Origin of the sequence: Enterobacter hormaechei ATCC 49162 (genome assembly GCF_001875655.1) — a bacterium.
Lineage (GTDB): Bacteria > Pseudomonadota > Gammaproteobacteria > Enterobacterales > Enterobacteriaceae > Enterobacter > Enterobacter hormaechei.
This window is the reverse complement of sequence record NZ_MKEQ01000002.1, coordinates 779,659-799,213: the sequence shown is the minus strand read 5'-3', so window position 1 is coordinate 799,213 and position 19,555 is coordinate 779,659. Positions and strand designations below refer to the sequence as shown.

At 56.5% G+C, this 19,555-nt stretch carries 18 protein-coding genes and 1 pseudogene; 13 read left to right on the top strand and 6 right to left on the bottom strand.

The annotated features are described in order from the left end of the window. Nucleotides 1–20: 20 nt before the first annotated feature. The gene (locus BH712_RS22935) at nt 21–365 is read right to left on the bottom strand and encodes a DUF2002 family protein (protein ID WP_006811693.1); all 345 of its coding nucleotides are present in this window, start codon (nt 363–365) and stop codon (nt 21–23) included. A 158-nt stretch (nt 366–523) separates the two neighbouring features. On the opposite strand from BH712_RS22935, the gene BH712_RS22930 reads away from it, so the two are divergent. From BH712_RS22930 to leuA, 13 genes and pseudogenes are all read left to right on the top strand, one after another. Continuing rightward, on the top strand, nt 524–850 hold the full coding sequence (locus BH712_RS22930; RefSeq protein WP_032674019.1) for an ElaB/YgaM/YqjD family protein: 327 nt from the start codon (nt 524–526) through the stop codon (nt 848–850). Nucleotides 851–1,093: 243 nt separating this feature from the next. Continuing rightward, nucleotides 1,094–1,333, top strand: a complete 240-nt coding sequence (gene nrdH / locus BH712_RS22925; protein ID WP_032674020.1) for a glutaredoxin-like protein NrdH — start codon at nt 1,094–1,096, stop codon at nt 1,331–1,333. Beyond that, nucleotides 1,330–1,740 (top strand): class Ib ribonucleoside-diphosphate reductase assembly flavoprotein NrdI, encoded by a 411-nt coding sequence (gene nrdI / locus BH712_RS22920; protein ID WP_006811697.1) that lies wholly within the window; start codon nt 1,330–1,332, stop codon nt 1,738–1,740. Before nrdH ends, nrdI begins: the two co-directional genes overlap by 4 nt. After that, nucleotides 1,713–3,857 (top strand): class 1b ribonucleoside-diphosphate reductase subunit alpha, encoded by a 2,145-nt coding sequence (nrdE, locus tag BH712_RS22915; RefSeq protein WP_006811698.1) that lies wholly within the window; start codon nt 1,713–1,715, stop codon nt 3,855–3,857. The genes nrdI and nrdE overlap by 28 nt, the downstream gene beginning before the upstream one ends. Before the next feature lie 9 nt (nt 3,858–3,866). After that, a pseudogene (nrdF, locus tag BH712_RS22910) lies at nt 3,867–4,825 on the top strand (class 1b ribonucleoside-diphosphate reductase subunit beta). 333 nt (nt 4,826–5,158) lie between these two features. Continuing rightward, complete coding sequence (proV, locus tag BH712_RS22905) at nt 5,159–6,361, top strand: glycine betaine/L-proline ABC transporter ATP-binding protein ProV (RefSeq protein ID WP_006811701.1); 1,203 nt, start codon at nt 5,159–5,161, stop codon at nt 6,359–6,361. Continuing rightward, the gene (gene proW / locus BH712_RS24795; protein WP_006811702.1) at nt 6,354–7,418 is read left to right on the top strand and encodes a glycine betaine/L-proline ABC transporter permease ProW; all 1,065 of its coding nucleotides are present in this window, start codon (nt 6,354–6,356) and stop codon (nt 7,416–7,418) included. Before proV ends, proW begins: the two co-directional genes overlap by 8 nt. Before the next feature lie 9 nt (nt 7,419–7,427). Beyond that, the gene (proX, locus tag BH712_RS24790) at nt 7,428–8,423 is read left to right on the top strand and encodes a glycine betaine/L-proline ABC transporter substrate-binding protein ProX (RefSeq protein WP_006811703.1); all 996 of its coding nucleotides are present in this window, start codon (nt 7,428–7,430) and stop codon (nt 8,421–8,423) included. 192 nt (nt 8,424–8,615) lie between these two features. Then, the gene (locus tag BH712_RS22895) at nt 8,616–9,800 is read left to right on the top strand and encodes an MFS transporter (protein ID WP_006811704.1); all 1,185 of its coding nucleotides are present in this window, start codon (nt 8,616–8,618) and stop codon (nt 9,798–9,800) included. A 314-nt stretch (nt 9,801–10,114) separates the two neighbouring features. Continuing rightward, nucleotides 10,115–10,645, top strand: a complete 531-nt coding sequence (emrR, locus tag BH712_RS22890; protein WP_017694792.1) for a multidrug efflux transporter EmrAB transcriptional repressor EmrR — start codon at nt 10,115–10,117, stop codon at nt 10,643–10,645. A 129-nt stretch (nt 10,646–10,774) separates the two neighbouring features. Further along, complete coding sequence (gene emrA / locus BH712_RS22885; RefSeq protein WP_006811708.1) at nt 10,775–11,947, top strand: multidrug efflux MFS transporter periplasmic adaptor subunit EmrA; 1,173 nt, start codon at nt 10,775–10,777, stop codon at nt 11,945–11,947. 16 nt (nt 11,948–11,963) lie between these two features. Further along, nucleotides 11,964–13,511 (top strand): multidrug efflux MFS transporter permease subunit EmrB, encoded by a 1,548-nt coding sequence (gene emrB / locus BH712_RS22880; RefSeq protein WP_006811709.1) that lies wholly within the window; start codon nt 11,964–11,966, stop codon nt 13,509–13,511. Between the two features lie 198 nt (nt 13,512–13,709). Next, the gene (gene leuA, locus BH712_RS22875; RefSeq protein WP_006811710.1) at nt 13,710–15,365 is read left to right on the top strand and encodes a 2-isopropylmalate synthase; all 1,656 of its coding nucleotides are present in this window, start codon (nt 13,710–13,712) and stop codon (nt 15,363–15,365) included. On the opposite strand, the gene BH712_RS22870 is transcribed toward leuA, so the two are convergent. From BH712_RS22870 to yqaB, 5 genes are all read right to left on the bottom strand, one after another. Continuing rightward, nucleotides 15,352–16,116, bottom strand: coding sequence for an AraC family transcriptional regulator (locus tag BH712_RS22870; protein WP_032674139.1), 765 nt, complete (start codon nt 16,114–16,116; stop codon nt 15,352–15,354). The genes leuA and BH712_RS22870 overlap by 14 nt on opposite strands. Before the next feature lie 50 nt (nt 16,117–16,166). After that, entirely contained in the window at nt 16,167–16,682 is a 516-nt protein-coding gene (gene luxS / locus BH712_RS22865; RefSeq protein ID WP_003862180.1) for an S-ribosylhomocysteine lyase, read from the bottom strand. A 153-nt stretch (nt 16,683–16,835) separates the two neighbouring features. Then, nucleotides 16,836–18,380, bottom strand: a complete 1,545-nt coding sequence (gshA, locus tag BH712_RS22860) for a glutamate--cysteine ligase (protein ID WP_006811712.1) — start codon at nt 18,378–18,380, stop codon at nt 16,836–16,838. Between the two features lie 83 nt (nt 18,381–18,463). Further along, a complete protein-coding gene (locus BH712_RS22855) occupies nt 18,464–18,892 on the bottom strand; it encodes a YqaA family protein (RefSeq protein WP_006811713.1) in 429 nt (142 codons plus the stop codon). Beyond that, entirely contained in the window at nt 18,889–19,455 is a 567-nt protein-coding gene (gene yqaB / locus BH712_RS22850; protein WP_006811714.1) for a fructose-1-phosphate/6-phosphogluconate phosphatase, read from the bottom strand. Before yqaB ends, BH712_RS22855 begins: the two co-directional genes overlap by 4 nt. Nucleotides 19,456–19,555: the final 100 nt, after the last annotated feature.

The following is a 19,555-nucleotide window of genomic DNA, read 5'->3' as shown; positions in this document are numbered from 1 at the left end:
GGCCTGTGCCAGTCGCGGAGTTATTGTACGTCGCCAAACAGCCCTTTCAGGAACCGCTCCAGCGCCATACGCGAGCTGAAACCGTGCGGAATACCATAATGCTCATGCGTCTCGCCGCCTAAATAGAGCGGAAATTGCTGATAATGATCGCAGGTTTTAATATCCGAGGCTGGCTCAGCAAATGACAGGCTTCTGTCTTTAAGTGTCGGGTGAATAATGAGAGCCGTACGCCCCATTCTTGCTTCACGGTTGACGTAAACATAATTCTCACCACGGCGATATCCGTACGCTTTTGATGTTACCTCATCCATGGTGAACCCTTCTTTTTCAAGAACGCGCGCCACCTCATCGGGTCGTAAATACATATCTTTTCCTCATTATCATTCCTGCCCGGCAACCTTACAGTATTCAGCATTAGCAGGGCTTTCAGAATATTCCATAAACTGCCCGATAAGCCGTGACTCGCTTCAGATATTACATTTCTGAACTAAACTAAACGGGAACGCAAATTATGGAGGATCGTATGTTTAACAGACCGAACCGAAACGATATGAATGACGACACACAGGATATTCGTAACGATGTCAGCCAATTAGCGGACACGCTGGAAGCCGTATTGAAATCCTGGGGCTCTGATGCGAAGGACGAAGCAGATGCCGCGAAACGTAAGGCTCAGTCTCTGCTGCGTGAAACGCGGGCAAGAATGAATGGGCGCTCACGTACCACTCAGGCGGCCTGCGACATGGCCAGCTGCGCCACCACCTTCGTGCGTGAAAAACCGCTCTGTACACTGGGAACGGTCGCGGCGGTCGGCATTTTTGTCGGCGCCCTGCTTAGCCTGCGTAAGTAAGCACACGTTCTCAGCCCCGGTAGCCTCAGGCGCCGGGGCTTTTCTTTGCCTGAAAGCCTGAAAAACCCGCACAGCCCGCCTTGCCCCGCCAGGCTCATCATTGGGGCCTTATTAATCTGAATTTCCCATATCTTGTGTGGTTGAAACTTATCGCAACTACATCTAGTATTCCCTTTAGCAAGACACACACAACATGACGCGTTTACTCGCGCCGTTCCCTCATTCTAAATGGAAATACGAATCATGAGCATTATTATTTACACTCGTAACGATTGTGTTCAGTGCCACGCCACGAAACGGGCGATGGAGAGCCGCGGCGTGGCATTTGAGATGGTCAATATTGATCACGTGCCCGACGCGGCAGACCTCCTGCGCGCGCAGGGTTTCCGTCAGCTTCCGGTGGTGGTTGCCGGTGAGACCAGCTGGTCGGGCTTTCGCCCGGACATGATCAATCGTCTTGCCGCGCAGGGCGTCAGTGCATGACCAGGCTGGTCTACTTTTCCAGCAGTTCGGAAAACACGCTTCGGTTTATGGAGCGCCTCGGGCTGCCCGCGATACGCATTCCGCTAAATGAGCGGGAGCGGATTCAGGTAGACGAACCCTACATTCTGGTGGTGCCCAGCTACGGCGGTGGCGGCACGGCGGGGGCTGTGCCCCGTCAGGTGATCCGCTTTCTGAACGATCCCCATAACCGGCAACTGATTCGGGGCGTGATCGCGGCAGGCAATCGCAACTTCGGCGAGGCCTTTGCCCGCGCCGGGGATGTCATCTCTCAAAAATGCGGCGTGCCGTATCTCTATCGTTTTGAACTGATGGGGACACAGCAGGACGTAGAGAACGTGCGTAAAGGAGTGAACGAATTTTGGCAACGACAACCGCAGAACGTGTGATTCAGGCGACGCCGGATTACCACGCATTAAACGCCATGCTAAACCTCTATGACCGGGAGGGGCGCATTCAGTTTGATAAAGATCGTGAGGCGGTGGATGCCTTTTTTGCCGCTCACGTACGCCCGAACAGCGTCGTCTTTGGCAGCCAGCAGGAACGTCTCGACTGGCTGGTAAAAGAGGGTTATTACGAAGAGCGCGTTCTGACCCGCTACGATCGCGCCTTCGTGGTGGCCTTGTTTGAACGGGCGCACGTCAGCGGTTTTCGCTTCCAGACGTTTCTCGGCGCATGGAAGTATTACACCAGCTACACCCTGAAAACCTTCGACGGCAAACGCTATTTAGAAAGCTTTGAAGATCGCACCGTGATGGTGGCGCTGACGCTGGCGCAGGGCGATGAAGCCCTGGCCGAAAGACTGACGGAGGAGATCCTCTCCGGCCGCTTCCAGCCCGCCACGCCAACCTTCCTTAACTGCGGCAAAGCCCAGCGCGGCGAGCTGGTCTCCTGCTTCCTGCTGCGTATTGAAGACAATATGGAGTCGATTGGCCGCGCGGTGAATTCGGCGCTACAGCTTTCGAAACGCGGCGGCGGCGTGGCGTTTCTGCTCTCGAACCTGCGGGAAGCGGGCGCGCCGATCAAGCGCATCGAAAACCAGTCTTCCGGCGTCATCCCGGTGATGAAGATGCTGGAAGATGCCTTCTCATACGCCAACCAGCTTGGCGCGCGTCAGGGCGCGGGCGCGGTTTATCTGCACGCGCACCACCCGGACATTCTGCGTTTTCTGGATACCAAACGTGAAAACGCCGACGAAAAAATCCGCATTAAAACCCTGTCGCTCGGCGTGGTGATCCCGGATATCACGTTTAAGCTGGCTAAGGAGAATGCCGAGATGGCGCTCTTCTCGCCGTATGACATCGAACGTATTTACGGCAAAGCCTTTGGCGACGTGGCAATAAGCGAGCTGTACGACGAGCTGGTGGCTGACGATCGCATCCGCAAGAACACCATCAACGCCCGTGATTTCTTCCAGCGGCTTGCGGAGATCCAGTTTGAGTCTGGCTATCCGTACATCATGTATGAGGACACGGTGAACCGCGCCAACCCGATTGCCGGGCGCATCAACATGAGCAATCTGTGCTCGGAGATTTTGCAGGTCAACAGCGCGTCCAGCTACGACGAGAACCTCGGCTACGCGGACGTGGGTAACGATATCTCCTGCAACCTCGGGTCACTGAATATTGCCCACACCATGGATTCGCCCGATTTTGGCCGCACGGTGGAAACCGCCATTCGCGGGCTGACGGCGGTATCGGACATGAGCCACATCCGCAGCGTGCCGTCCATTGAGGCGGGCAACGCCGCATCGCACGCCATCGGCCTTGGGCAGATGAACCTGCACGGCTATCTGGCACGGGAAGGCATCGCCTACGGCAGCCCGGAAGGGCTGGATTTCACCAACCTCTATTTCTACACCATCACCTGGCATGCGCTGCATACCTCGATGAGGCTGGCGCGCGAGCGCAACCAGCGGTTCGCAGGCTTTGAGCAGTCGCGCTACGCCAGCGGAGAGTATTTCAGCCAGTATCTGGAAGGCGACTGGCAGCCGAAAACCGAAATAGTACGCGCGCTGTTTGCCCGCGCCGGTATCACTCTGCCGACGCGCGAGATGTGGCTCCAGCTGCGTGAGGATGTGATGCGCTACGGCCTCTATAACCAGAACCTTCAGGCGGTGCCGCCGACCGGCTCCATTTCCTATATCAATCACGCCACGTCGAGCATTCACCCGATCGTGTCGAAGATTGAGATCCGTAAGGAAGGCAAAACCGGGCGCGTCTACTACCCCGCACCGTTTATGACCAACGAGAATCTGGCGTTATATCAGGACGCGTACGAGATCGGGCCGGAGAAGATCATTGATACCTACGCCGAGGCGACGAAGCATGTGGACCAGGGACTGTCGCTGACGCTCTTCTTCCCGGATACCGCCACCACGCGGGATATCAATAAAGCGCAGATCTACGCCTGGAAAAAAGGTATCAAAACGCTGTACTACATTCGCCTGCGCCAGCTTGCGCTGGAAGGCACCGAAATTGAAGGCTGCGTGTCCTGCGCGCTGTAAGGAGAAAGGATGAAACTATCACGCGTAAGCGCCGTTAACTGGAACAAGATTCAGGATGATAAAGACCTGGAGGTCTGGAACCGTCTGACCAGCAACTTCTGGCTGCCGGAAAAGGTGCCGCTTTCCAACGATATACCGGCCTGGCAAACCCTGAGTCATGCCGAGCAACAGCTGACAATCCGCGTCTTTACCGGCCTGACGCTGCTGGACACCATTCAGAATACCGTGGGTGCACCCGCCCTGATGAGTGATGCGCTGACGCCGCACGAAGAGGCGGTGATGTCGAACATCAGCTTTATGGAGGCGGTCCATGCCCGCTCCTACAGCTCCATTTTCTCTACCCTGTGCCAGACCAAAGACGTGGATGCCGCCTACGCCTGGAGCGAAGAAAGTACGTCATTACAGCGCAAGGCCGACCTGGTGCTGGAATATTATCGCGCCGACGAGCCGCTAAAGAAGAAGATCGCCAGCGTGTTCCTGGAATCTTTCCTCTTCTATTCCGGCTTCTGGCTGCCCATGTACTGGTCGAGCCGGGGCAAGCTCACCAACACCGCCGATTTGATTCGCCTCATCATCCGGGATGAAGCGGTACACGGGTATTACATCGGCTATAAGTATCAGAAAGGTTGGAGAAAGTCAGTCCGGAAAAACGCGAGGAACTCAAAGGTTTTGCCCTCGATTTACTGATGGATCTGTATGACAACGAGCTGAGCTATACCGAAGAGCTGTACGCCGGAACGGGCTGGGAAGAGGACGTAAAAGCCTTCCTCTGCTACAACGCCAACAAGGCGCTGATGAACCTGGGCTACGAAGCGTTGTTTCCACCCGAAATGGCGGAGGTGAACCCGGCGATCCTCGCGGCGCTGTCGCCCAACGCCGATGAAAATCACGACTTCTTTTCCGGGTCCGGCTCGTCCTACGTCATGGGTAAAGCGGTGGAGACGCAAGACGAAGACTGGGATTTTTAATGAATGAATTAACGTTCATTAATTAACTCCACATTTCATTATTTCCAGCCGAATATTCCACGACGGACTACACTGTAATTGCCACGTCATATTCGCCTGAATCACACCGATTCAGGCGAAATTTCCCCATGCCGCAGCAAAAAATTGAGAAAAATTCAAACTGCCCTCAGCCCTTTATTCATGGGAAATTCAGCCGTTTCGCTTGCAGCAAAATTCTGACCTCTGGCCGGTCCAGGGTTGTCTCAGATTCTGAGTATGTTAGGGTAATGCCAGTTAACTATTTACCATGGTAATCATATCGACATAAACAAATAACAGGACACTCTCTATTGCATGGCAATTAAATTAGAAGTGAAGAATCTTTATAAAATATTTGGCGAGCACCCGCAGCGCGCATTCAAATATATTGAGAAAGGCCTTACGAAAGAGCAAATTCTGGAAAAAACCGGGCTATCGCTTGGCGTTAAAGACGCCAGTCTGGCCATTGAAGAAGGCGAGATTTTTGTCATCATGGGATTATCCGGTTCGGGTAAATCCACTATGGTTCGCCTTCTCAATCGCCTGATTGAACCCACCCGCGGACAGGTACTGATTGACGGCGTTGATATCGCCAGAATATCAGACGCAGAACTCCGCGAGGTGCGCAGAAAGAAAATTGCGATGGTGTTTCAGTCATTTGCGCTGATGCCGCACATGACGGTACTCGATAATACCGCCTTTGGCATGGAGTTAGCCGGCACGCCCGCGCAGGAACGTCAGGAAAAGGCCCTTGATGCGCTGCGTCAGGTGGGGCTGGAAAATTATGCGCATGCGTACCCGGATGAACTTTCCGGCGGCATGCGTCAGCGCGTGGGATTAGCGCGCGCATTAGCGATTAATCCGGACATATTATTAATGGACGAAGCTTTCTCGGCGCTCGATCCGTTAATTCGCACCGAGATGCAGGATGAGCTGGTAAAATTACAGGCCAAACATCAGCGCACCATTGTTTTTATTTCTCACGATCTGGATGAAGCCATGCGTATTGGCGACCGTATTGCCATTATGCAAAATGGTGAAGTGGTGCAGGTCGGCACACCGGATGAAATTCTCAATAATCCGGCGAATGATTATGTGCGCACCTTCTTCCGCGGCGTGGATATTAGCCACGTATTCAGTGCGAAAGATATTGCCCGTCGAACGCCAAACGGCATTATTCGAAAAACGCCAGGATTTGGCCCGCGCTCCGCGCTGAAGCTGTTGCAGGACGAAGACCGTGAATACGGTTATCTGGTTGAACGCGGCAATAAATTTGTCGGCGTTGTCTCCATCGACTCCCTGAAAACCGCCCTGAGCGAAAACCAGGGAATCGATGCGGCGTTGATTGACGCTCCGCTTGCCGTGGACGCCGAAACGCCGCTCAGCGAGTTGCTCTCTCACGTGGGCCAGGCGCCGTGCGCCGTACCGGTCGTCGGTGAAGAACAACAGTACGTTGGCATCATCTCAAAACGGATGCTGCTACAGGCTTTAGATCGCGAGGGGACAAACAATGGCTGATCAATCTAACCCATGGGGCACCACTGAAGCAGCGGACAGCGCGGCGCAATCTGCCGATGCGTGGGGTTCCACGCCTGCACCTGCCGATGGCGGCGGCGCGGCAGACTGGCTCAACAGCGCACCTGCGCCTGCCCCAGAGCATTTCAATATTATGGATCCGTTCCACAAGACGCTGATCCCGCTGGACAGCTGGGTCACGGAGGGGATCGACTGGGTCGTTACCCACTTCCGTCCGGTATTTCAGGGGATCCGCATCCCGGTGGATTACATCCTGAACGGCTTCCAGCAGCTGATGCTGGGCATGCCCGCGCCGGTGGCGATTATCCTGTTCTCGCTGATCGCGTGGCAGTTCGGCAGCGCGGGTATGGGGGTCGCCACGCTGATCTCCCTGATTGCCATCGGCGCGATTGGCGCATGGTCTCAGGCGATGATCACCCTGGCGCTGGTGCTGACCGCCCTGCTGTTCTGCGTGGTGATCGGCCTGCCGATGGGGATCTGGCTGGCGCGCAGCCCCCGGGCCGCGAAGATTATCCGTCCGCTGCTGGATGCGATGCAGACCACCCCAGCGTTCGTTTACCTGGTGCCTATCGTGATGCTGTTCGGCATCGGTAACGTGCCGGGCGTGGTGGTGACCATTATCTTCGCCCTGCCGCCGATTATCCGTCTGACCATTCTGGGGATTAACCAGGTACCGGCGGATCTGATTGAGGCCTCGCGCTCGTTCGGCGCCAGCCCGCGTCAGATGCTGTTTAAGGTTCAGCTTCCGCTGGCGATGCCGACCATCATGGCAGGCGTTAACCAGACGCTGATGCTGGCCCTGTCGATGGTGGTCATCGCCTCGATGATCGCCGTAGGCGGACTGGGCCAGATGGTACTGCGCGGTATTGGCCGTCTCGATATGGGACTGGCGACCGTCGGCGGCGTCGGGATTGTGATCCTCGCCATCATTCTTGACCGCCTGACCCAGGCTGTCGGTCGTGATTCACGCAGTCGCGGCAACCGTCGCTGGTACACCACCGGCCCTGTCGGGTTACTCACCCGCCCATTTACAAAATAAGGAACAACGATGCGACATAACGTACTTTTTGCCACAGCGTTTGCGACCCTTGTCTCCACCAGCGCAGTTGCCGCTGACCTGCCGGGCAAAGGCATTACCGTGCAGCCGGTGCAGAGCACCATTTCGGAAGAGTCCTTCCAGACCCAGATTGTCAGCCGTGCGCTGGAGAAACTGGGCTATACGGTGAATACCGCCAGCGAAGTGGACTACAACGTGGGCTATACCTCGATTGCCTCCGGTGACGCCACCTTTACCGCCGTAAACTGGCAGCCGCTGCACGACGACATGTATGCCGCCGCAGGGGGTGACAAGAAATTCTACCGCGAAGGCACCTTTGTGACCGGCGCAGCGCAGGGTTATTTGATCGACAAGAAAACCGCCGATAAGTACCACATCACCAATATTGAACAGCTGAAAGATCCGAAGATCGCCAAATTGTTCGATACCAACGGTGACGGTAAAGCGGACATGATGGGCTGCTCGCCGGGCTGGGGCTGCGAAGCGGTGATTAACCACCAGAACAAAGCGTTCGATCTGGCGAAGACCGTCGACGTGAGCCACGGCAACTACTCTGCAATGATGGCCGACACCATCGCCCGCTTTAAAGAAGGCAAGCCGGTGATCTACTACACCTGGACGCCGTACTGGGTGAGCGACGTGCTGAAGCCGGGCAAAGACGTGGTGTGGTTACAGGTGCCCTTCTCCTCCCTGCCTGGCGAGCAGAAAGATATCGACACCAAACTGCCGAACGGCATGAACTATGGCTTCCCGGTGAACACCATGCATATCGTGGCGAACAAAGCCTGGGCCGAGAAAAACCCGGCGGCGGCGAAGCTGTTCTCGGTAATGAAACTGCCGCTGGCAGACATCAACGCCCAGAACGCGATGATGCACGCGGGTAAATCCTCCGAAGCAGATATTAAAAACCACGTGGATGGCTGGATCAAAGCCCACCAGCAGCAGTTTGATGGCTGGGTGAAAGAGGCGCTTGCGGCGCAGAAGTAAAAACAACACCCCTCACCCTGCCCTCTCCCCAAAGGGGAGAGGGTGTATAAAGTCCCCTCTCCCCTTTGGGGAGAGGGTTAGGGTGAGGGTGATAACCGCACAAACACACACATAACAATTCCCCAACATTCACAATCATTGGTTATTATGTTTCCGGAAAAATAATCACTTAACTCACGATTCCTGAAACTAATGACAAAAACAACTCAAGGGCTTAGCCCCGCACTCATCCTTTTAATGTCCGTGGCAACGGGTCTGGCCGTCGCCAGCAACTATTACGCACAACCTCTGCTCGACACCATCGCACGCGCCTTCGATCTTTCAGCCAGCTCCGCCGGATTTATTGTCACTGCCGCCCAGCTCGGCTATGCGGCCGGGCTGCTGTTCCTGGTGCCATTAGGCGATATGTTTGAGCGCCGGATGCTTATCGTCTCCATGACCCTGCTGGCGGCAGGCGGGATGTTGATCACCGCCAGCAGCCAGTCGTTAACGATGATGATTATTGGCACCGCGCTGACGGGGCTGTTCTCGGTGGTGGCGCAAATTCTGGTTCCCCTCGCCGCGACGCTGGCTTCCCCGGAAAAACGCGGCAAAGTGGTCGGCACCATCATGAGCGGCCTGCTGCTGGGCATCCTGCTGGCGCGAACCGTTGCCGGGCTGCTGGCGAGCCTCGGCGGATGGCGCACCGTTTACTGGGTGGCGAGCGTGCTGATGGTTATCATGGCGCTGGCCCTGTGGCGCGGCCTGCCAAAGGTGAAGCAGGAGAATCACCTGAACTATCCGCAGCTTCTTGCCTCCGTTTTCAGCCTCTTCACCCGGGACAAACTCCTGCGCACGCGCGCCATTCTGGGATGTCTCACCTTCGCCAACTTCAGTATCTTATGGACGTCGATGGCGTTTCTGCTTGCCGCACCGCCGTTTAACTATTCAGAAGGGGTGATTGGTCTGTTCGGGCTGGCAGGCGCCGCTGGTGCACTGGGCGCGCGCCCGGCCGGTGGGCTGGCCGACAAAGGTAAATCGCATATGACCACCTCCGCCGGGCTGGTGTTACTCCTGCTCTCCTGGGCGGCAATCTGGTACGGACATGTCTCAGTGCTGGCGCTGATTGTCGGTATTCTGGTGCTCGACCTCACCGTGCAGGGTGTGCACATCACCAACCAGACCGTGATTTACCGCGTGAAGCCGGAGGCCCGTAACCGTCTGACGGCCGGGTACATGACCAGCTACTTTATCGGCGGCGCGGCAGGCTCGCTGATTTCAGCCTCCGCCTGGCAACATGCGGGCTGGACGGGCGTGTGCGCTATCGGCGCCATTGTGGCGGCGATCAATCTGCTGGTGTGGTGGCGCGGCTATCACCGTCAGGAAGCAATTCACTAAGTTTTACATTGCTTTGGGCCCCCTGGGGTGTAAAGGGGGCCTGCATCTGTTAATGTAACGGTAATCATTTATCCCAGAAATTTTACTGTGGGTGACATATTTACTACCGGCATGAATAGTTCAGACCCCTGTCCTCACATCCCCTCTTTCACGGGTACACACCCCACGCTCTCTGTGCTCACCGGGTCACGGATTTACCCGGCGCTTTCTGATGGTGATATACGTTTGGCGGATATAACCGCACAAATAATTCATTTACATTATTTGTCACTATCGTTACTATATCAGCTGTAATTAATGAGGTTATGCCCAAAATGGATAGTTCGTTTACGCCCATTGAACAAATGCTTAAGTTCCGCGCCAGTCGTCATGAGGACTTCCCGTATCAGGAAATCCTGCTGACCCGCCTGTGCATGCACATGCAGGGTAAGCTGCTGGAAAATCGTAACAAGATGCTGAAAGCACAAGGGATTAACGAGACGTTGTTTATGGCGTTGATTACGCTGGAGTCTCAGGAAAATCACAGCATTCAGCCGTCTGAACTGAGCTGCGCGCTGGGTTCATCCCGTACCAATGCGACCCGTATTGCAGATGAGCTGGAAAAGCGCGGCTGGATCGAACGCCGTGAAAGCGATAACGATCGCCGCTGCCTGCATCTGCAACTGACCGAGAAAGGTCACGAATTCCTGCGCGAAGTGCTGCCACCGCAGCACAACTGCCTGCACCAGCTCTGGTCTGCCCTCAGCACCGCCGAGCGCGACCAGCTTGAGCACATTACTCGCAAGCTGCTCACCCGTCTGGACCAGATGGATGAAGATGGCGTCATTCTTGAGGCGCTGCGCTAACGCGACGATCCGCTCAACATTCCAGATTGCTAAAAGAAAAACTGACAGGCCAGCACGTGAAACTGCTGGCCTTTCTGACAACAGGTCGGCTCAGCCGATGTGAAAATAAAAAGATCGTGGAGAACAACAATGAGCGCAAATGCGGAGAACACCCCCCCGCAGCAACCGGTCAACAAGAAGGGCAAACGTAAGAGCGCCCTTATTCTGCTGACCTTGCTCTTTATTATTATTGCCGTGGCATATGGGATCTATTGGTTTTTAGTCTTGCGTCATGTTGAAGAGACAGACGATGCATACGTGGCAGGGAATCAGGTTCAAATCATGGCGCAGGTGTCAGGCAGCGTGACGAAAGTCTGGGCTGACAACACCGACTTTGTGAAAAAAGGGGATGTGCTGGTCACGCTCGACCCGACCGACGCCCAGCAGGCCTTTGAAAAAGCACAGACGGCGCTGGCCTCCAGCGTTCGCCAGACCCGCCAGCTGATGATCAACAGTAAACAGCTTCAGGCCAATATCGACGTGCAGAAAACGGCCCTGGCTCAGGCGCAGAGCGACCTCAATCGTCGTGTTCCTCTCGGCACCGCCAACCTGATTGGCCGTGAAGAGTTGCAGCACGCCCGCGATGCGGTGGCCAGCGCACAGGCACAGCTGGACGTGGCGATCCAACAGTACAACGCCAACCAGGCGATGGTGCTGGGCACGTCTCTGGAAAACCAGCCAGCGGTGAAACAGGCGGCGACCGAAGTGCGTAACGCATGGCTTGCCCTGCAACGTACCAAAATCGTCAGCCCGATGACCGGCTATGTTTCCCGTCGTTCCGTACAGCCTGGGGCGCAGATTAGCACCACTACGCCGCTGATGGCGGTCGTTCCGGCGAACAATCTGTGGGTCGATGCGAACTTCAAAGAGACCCAGCTGGCGCATATGCGTATCGGCCAGACCGCGACCGTGGTCAGCGATATTTACGGCGATGACGTCAAGTACACCGGGAAAGTGGTCGGTCTGGATATGGGGACCGGCAGCGCGTTCAGCCTGCTGCCTGCACAGAACGCCACCGGCAACTGGATCAAAGTGGTACAGCGCTTGCCCGTGCGTATCGAGCTGGATCCTCAGCAGCTGGCAGACCATCCGCTGCGAATTGGCCTTTCCACGCTGGTGACGGTCGATACCGCCAACCGCGACGGTCAGATCCTCGCAAGCCAGGTGCGCAGTACGCCAGCTTATGAAAGTAACGCCCGTGAAATTAGCCTCGATCCGGTCAATAAGCTGATCGATGACATCGTGAAGGCAAACGCCGGTTAAGCCGAAGGTGAGCGTTATGCAACAGCAAAAGCCGCAAAAACCGCTGGAGGGGGCGCAGCTGGTCATTATGACCATTGCGCTGTCGCTGGCGACATTCATGCAGGTGCTGGACTCCACCATCGCAAACGTGGCGATCCCCACGATCGCCGGGAACCTTGGCTCATCGCTGAGCCAGGGGACCTGGGTCATTACCTCGTTCGGGGTGGCGAACGCCATCTCCATTCCCATCACCGGCTGGCTGGCAAAGCGCGTCGGTGAAGTGAAGCTGTTCCTCTGGTCGACGATCCTGTTCGTGCTGGCCTCCTGGGCCTGCGGCATGTCCAGCAGCCTGACGATGCTGATTTTCTTCCGCGTCATCCAGGGGATTGTCGCCGGGCCGTTGATTCCGCTGTCGCAGAGTTTACTGCTGAACAACTATCCGCCCGCCAAACGCTCCATCGCGCTTGCGCTGTGGTCGATGACGGTGATTGTCGCCCCGATTTGCGGGCCAATCCTCGGCGGCTATATCAGCGATAACTATCACTGGGGCTGGATCTTCTTCATCAACGTGCCCATCGGTGCGCTGGTGGTGCTGATGACGTTACAGTCTCTGCGTGGTCGCGAAACGCGGACCGAACAGCGGCGGATCGATGGTATCGGGCTGGCGCTGCTGGTTGTCGGCATCGGCAGCCTGCAAATCATGCTCGACCGCGGTAAAGAGCTGGACTGGTTCGCCTCAACGGAAATCATTGTGCTGACGGTGGTCGCCGTGGTTGCCATTAGCTTCCTGATTGTCTGGGAGCTGACGGACGATAACCCGATAGTCGATCTCTCGCTGTTTAAATCGCGAAACTTCACCATCGGCTGTCTGTGTATCAGCCTCGCCTATATGCTCTACTTCGGCGCGATTGTTCTGCTGCCGCAGCTGTTGCAGGAGGTGTATGGCTATACCGCAACCTGGGCGGGGCTGGCCTCCGCGCCAGTGGGGTTAATTCCGGTTCTGCTGTCGCCGATTATTGGTCGTTTCGCCCATAAGCTCGATATGCGCAGGCTGGTGACGTTCAGCTTCATCATGTACGCCGTGTGCTTCTACTGGCGCGCGTATACGTTCGAGCCGGGAATGGACTTTGGCGCCTCCGCGTGGCCGCAGTTTATTCAGGGCTTTGCCGTGGCGTGCTTCTTTATGCCGCTGACCACCATTACGCTCTCCGGCTTGCCGCCAGAGCGGATGGCGGCGGCATCAAGCCTGTCGAACTTTACCCGTACGCTGGCGGGTTCCATCGGGACGTCGATTACCACCACGCTGTGGACCAACCGGGAATCGATGCACCATGCCCAGCTGACCGAAGCGGTGAACCCGTTCAACCCTAACGCTCAGCAGATGTATAGCCAGCTTGAGGGGATGGGGATGACGGAGCAGCAGGCGTCCGGCTGGCTCGCCCAGCAGATCACCAACCAGGGGCTGATTATCTCGGCAAACGAGATTTTCTGGATATCGGCGGGGATCTTTATCGTCCTGCTGGGGCTGGTGTGGTTTGCCAAACCACCGTTTGGGGCCGGTAGCGGGGGGGGTGGGGCGCACTAGCCCTGTGCACGGGTTGCCGGGTGGCGGCTACGCCTTACCCGGCCTACCATAACCGGCACATCCGTAGGCCCGGTAAGGCGTAGCCGCCACCGGGCAACAATCGCCCCCTTGTCCAAAACGCGACAGCGATTGTCAGTTCCGATAAAGCAGCGCGCCTGAAATCGATTCACGATAGTGAAAAGACAACAGGAGCGCATCATGCTGAACACCCCCGCCGACAAATACCAGCCTTACCCCACCCTTTCGTTGCCCGACCGCCGCTGGCCGGAGCAGACGATCACCCGCGCCCCGCGCTGGCTCTCAACCGATTTACGCGACGGTAACCAGGCGCTGGCCGAGCCGATGGACAGCGCGCGCAAGCTGCAATTCTGGGATCTGCTCCTGAACTGCGGGTTTAAAGAAATAGAAGTCGCTTTCCCGTCCGCCTCGCAGACGGACTTTAATTTTGTGCGTCAGCTGATTGAGGAGAACCGCATCCCGGATGACGTCACCATTCAGGTGTTAACGCAGGCGCGGGACGATCTTATCCATCGCACTTTCGACTCCCTGCGCGGCGCGAAGCAGGCCACCGTTCACCTGTATAACGCCACCGCCCCGCTGTTCCGCCGTCTGGTGTTTGGCATGGAGAAAGCGCAAATCGTCGAGCTGGCGACGCGCGCCACCCGCCTGATTCGCCAGCTGTGCGAAGAGAACCCAGAAACCCGCTGGCAGTACGAATACTCCCCGGAAACCTTCTGTTTTACCGAGCCTGAGTTCGCGCTGGAGATTTGTGAAGCCGTGGCGGAGATCTGGCAGCCATGTGCGGCGCGTCCAATGATCATCAATCTACCGGCTACCGTCGAAGTGAGCACGCCGAACGTCTATGCAGACCAGATCGAATATTTCTGCCGCCACTTCAGCCGCCGCAGTGACGTCTGTATCAGCGTGCATCCGCATAACGATCGCGGTACCGGCGTTGCCAGCGCGGAGCTGGCCGTCATGGCCGGGGCTGACCGCGTGGAGGGCTGCCTGTTTGGTAACGGTGAGCGCACGGGCAACGTCTGCCTGGTGACGCTGGCAATGAATCTCTACAGCCAGGGCATTAGCCCGAATCTGGATTTCAGCGATATGAATCGGGTGGTTGAAACGGTAGAGACCTGCAACCAGCTGCCGGTACATCCGCGCCATCCGTGGGCCGGTCGGTTGGCCTACACCGCCTTCTCCGGCTCGCACCAGGATGCCATCAAGAAAGGTTTCGATGCCCGTAAGCCTGACGAGCGATGGGAGATGCCCTATCTGCCCGTCGACCCGCAGGATATTGGCTGTACCTATGAAGCGGTGATCCGCGTGAACAGCCAGTCAGGAAAAAGCGGAAGCGCCTGGCTTATTGAGCAAAACCACGGCCTGAAATTGCCTCGCGCCCTGCAACAGGATTTTAGCCAGCACGTGCAGCAGGAAACGGATAGCCATGGAAAAGAGATGACGCAGAATGCGCTCTGGCAGCTGTTCCGTACCCGCTACGGTCTGGTAACTGCACCGCAGTTTGCGCTGCAATCCTACCGCAGCGACAGCCAGCAGGACGGCCAGCTGCGGCTGACGGCAAGCGTCGCCACGCAAGGGGGCACCCGCCAGCTGGAGGGTCAGGGTAACGGTCTGCTCTCCGCCGCCGCACACGGTTTAAGCCGCTGGGTTAACGCGCCGTTTGTGATTAAGGATTATCACGAGCATACGTTAGGCGAACGCAGCGACAGCCGCTCGGTGGCCTATATCCGCTGCCTGTTCCAGGATGGCACCAGCCGCTGGGGCGTGGGCATCGACAGCGACGTGGCGCGCGCGTCGATTCAGGCGCTTTTCAACGCGGTCAGTCGTTCCTGAAGTAATCGCTGGGTGAGAGGCCCATCACCCGGCGAAACATTGCCGTGAAAGCACTGTGGCTGCCATAACCCAGATCCAGCGCCACGCGCAATACCGGCTGGCCCTGTGCCAGCCGCACTAAGGCCTCAAGCAGTCGCGCCCTTCTCACCCACTCGCCATAGCTCACGCCCGTCTGCTGCTGGAAATGGCGGTTCAGCGTGCGTTCGCTCATCCCCACAATACCTGCGGCCTGCGTGCTGCTCCAGCTGTCTCCTGGAACCTCCCGAATCTGCTGGCAAAGACGGCGCAGCGCTTCGCTTTCCGGCTCGGGCAGGTGAAACGGCAGTACCGGCATAAGGCGAATTTCATCGAGGATCAGCTCATAAACACGTTCATCGCGGCTTCCGGGTGCGTAAGATTCAGGAAGCGTCAGGGAGGTCAGGATCAGCTCGCGCAGCAGGGGCGAGATCTGCACGATCTGGCAGGTCGCCGGGAGATCGGCGCGCGCCAGCGGATCGATAAACAGCGTGCGGGCAGCAACGTTGCCGGTGATGCGCAGGGCGTGCTGCGTACCCGCAGGTAGCCAGACGCCGCGACCGGGCGGCACTACCCAGCAGCCGGATGCGGTATCCACCCGCACGACACCGGTAAGGCTGTGCAGAAGCTGCGCGCAGTCGTGCTGATGCCACGGCTCGCTGTCGCCATGAACATAATCATGGGAAAACGGCACAAGCGGGCGATGGGTAAAGGAGAAGGTGGTGGTTGTCGTCATCAGAATTGTAGGCCCGGTCAACGAAGCACCGGGCATCCACAGGCACGATACTAAATGTGCAGTTCCTGAAGTTTTTCTTTTGGCAGGGCCAGCTCGTCGTTGCTGTTTACACGCACATCACGTTCGATGATATGACGGGCAATCTCCTGGGCTTCTTCCAGAGAGTGCATCTGGTAGGTGCCGCACTGGTAAACGTTCAGCTCAGGGATCTGGTTCTGCTCTTTCACCTTCAGCACGTCTTCCATGGCCGCTTTCCACGCATCGGCAACGCGTTTCTCTTCAGGCTGACCAATCAGGCTCATGTAAAAACCGGTGCGGCAGCCCATCGGAGAGATATCGATGATCTCCACGCCGTTGCCGTTCAGGTGGTCGCGCATGAAACCAGCGAACAGATGTTCCAGCGTGTGAATACCTTTCTCTGGCATCACTTCTTTATTGGGCACGCAGAAGCGCAGGTCGAAAACGGTGATCGTGTCGCCGTGCGGCGTGTTCATGGTCTTCGCCACGCGGACTGCTGGTGCTTCCATACGGGTATGGTCGACAGTAAAGCTATCTAATAACGGCATACGTCACCTCCGGTAGTGATTTTTTTTAAAATAAACTGAACTCTTCTACAGAATGCGCGTCTGAGTATATGAAAGACGCGCATTTGTTATCATCATCCCTGAATTCAGAGATGTATATTTTGGCCACAGCGATGTGGCCTTTTTCTTTTCTGCTTAAGCCTGCTTCGCCAGAAACGCCTCAAACGACTCCGTATCCGCCGCTTCGACCTCTTTCTGACGCACAACGGACGCATCGCGCTCTGCCACGAAATCCGCTTCGCTCAGGATCTCTAACGGCTCCTGCATCAGCATCTCACGGTACTCCGCTGCGAGTGAACGCCCTGTGCCACCAATTCCCTGCTCAATCATAGAACGCAGAATGCGAGCTGAGAATGTCAGTTCCGGGTTATTAAAGCTTTCAACCAGTTCATCACAGACCTTCTGGTAAGCTTCGCCGCCGTACACGCTATCCAGCGTCTGGGCAACGCGCTTCAGGTCGTGGAACAGATCTTTCCCCACCTTAGCCAGCGGGAACTGGGCCGTTTCACAGCCAATACCTAACGTCAGGCCCGGCTTGCGCCCTTCCAGAATCACGCGATTCCAGTTGGTACGGGTACACAGCAGTTCGTCGGAACTCATTTCCGGCGCATCCGCCAGTACGCACCAGACCATAAACAGGTCGAGGAAGCGAACCTGCTGCTCGTCAACGCCAATCGGTGAGAACGGGTTGATATCCAGCGAGCGCACTTCAATGTATTCGATGCCGCCGCGCTGTAGCGCATCTGACGGCGTTTCACCGCTGCGCGTCACGCGCTTCGGACGAATCGGCGCATACAGTTCATTTTCAATCTGCAACACGTTGCTGTTAATTTGCAGGCGTTTACCGTATTTTTCGAGGCCGATTTTTTCGTACTCTTCCGACGGGGTTTTGATCGCCCGCTTCAAGCCTGCCACATAATCGTGCAGATCGTTAAACGTAATTCCGAGATTGCTTTGCGATTTATTGGTATAGCCAAGATCGCTCAGGCGCAGGGAGGTCGCGTACGGCAGGTAATACATGCCACACTCGGTCTTCTCGAACGGCAGTGCGGTCGGCTTCCCTTGCAGGAAAGATGAACAGATGGCTGGCGATGCGCCGAACAGATATGGAATAACCCAGCCAAAACGGTAATAGTTGCGGATCAGGCGGAAGTAGCCCGCGGAGATCGCCTCTTTATCCGTTTCACCGCATTTCGCCTGCCAGAACGCCATCGGCAGAGAGAAATTGTAGTGCACGCCAGAGATCGTCTGCATCAGTGCGCCGTAGCGATTTTTCAGGCCTTCGCGGTACAGCGTTTTCAGCCGACCGATATTCGAGGTGCCGTACTGCGCCAGCTCAATATCCTGCCCCTGCTCGATATAGCACGGCATGCTGAGTGGCCACATGCGCTCGTCGCCGAGGTTGCGGGCGGTGAAGCGATGCACGTCGCGCATGATCGTCAGCATATGATCAATATCACCGTCTACTGGCGTGATGAACTCCAGCAGCGCTTCGGCGAAATCGGTTGTGATCCATTTATGTGTCAGCGCCGAGCCTAACGCCTTCGGGTGTCCCGTTGTCGCTAAGCTACCATCCGCATTTACGCGCAGCGTTTCGCGCTCAAGCCCACGCTGAATCCCCTTCAGTGCCTGAGGGTGATTTTCCAGCCAGGCCAGCGCCTGTGATACGTCCGGGATCAATTTGACCTCCCGCCTGTCAAAAAATTGTCACTCAGCATAATTGTAATGGTTGACGATTGAAGGTCGCGAATTCATTCCACCAATTAGTGCCACCACGTCATACCCTGTAGTGTTACCCATGCCAGTAAAACATAGCGTAACGCCTTGCCAAGGCACAAAAAAAAGAGCACTGGTCCCCAGGAGATGCGCATCCATCCCGCCAGCAGACACAGTAAATCGCCTATTACAGGCATCCAGCTTAATAACAGCGTGGCAGCGCCATAGCGTTTTAGCCAGCCCACTGCCTTTTCCTGCCAGCGAGATTTTTCGCGTAGCGGAAAGAAACGTCCAAGAATAACGTTAGTCAGCCCTCCAAGGCTATTACCCATTGTTGCTATTAAGACCAGCAACCAGGGCTGACTCACGCCGGACAACAGCATCGCCACCAGCACCACTTCCGAATTCCCCGGTAAGAGGGTGGAGCTTAAAAAACTGCTGACGAATAATGAAGCGAGTGACAGCGCGTCACTCACAGTAAGCGAACATCCACCGCCGCCATTCCGGCATCACGCGCAGCCTGGATGCCAAAGTCGGCATCTTCAAAGACAACGCATTTTGCAGGCTGGACACCCATTAATTCTGCGCAGAGCAGGAAGGTGTCTGGTGCGGGTTTGTGATGTTTAACATGATCGGCGGCAACGACGGCAGAAAAATAGTGGCGCAGGCCGAGGTGGTTGAGGAGCGCTTCAGCTATCGCGCTCTCGCTGCCCGTGCCGACAGACATAGGACGACGCCCATGCCACTCTTTGACGACGTCAATGAGCGGTAAAGGCTGCACGGTGTCTAACAGTATGGCTTTTACCGCATCGGTTTTTTCACGCGCGAGCTGGTGTGGGTCGAGATCGGCCTGATTCAGCTCAATCACGGCTTGTGCGATACGCCAGGTGGGCGATCCGTTGAGGGCAATCATCGCCTGCAAATCGAAACGCATGCCGTAACGGGCCAGGACGTCGGTCCAGGCCAGACGATGCGTGGGTTCGGTATCCAGGAGGGTGCCATCCATGTCGAAGATCAAACCGTCATACTGTGCGTACATCGTGCTCTCGCTAAACGATTAACAAAGCATTACTTTATCGTAAAAGGGGATTTTTGTCGCTGACAGAGAGTGTGATTGCTGACGAAACGTCGAAGGAATA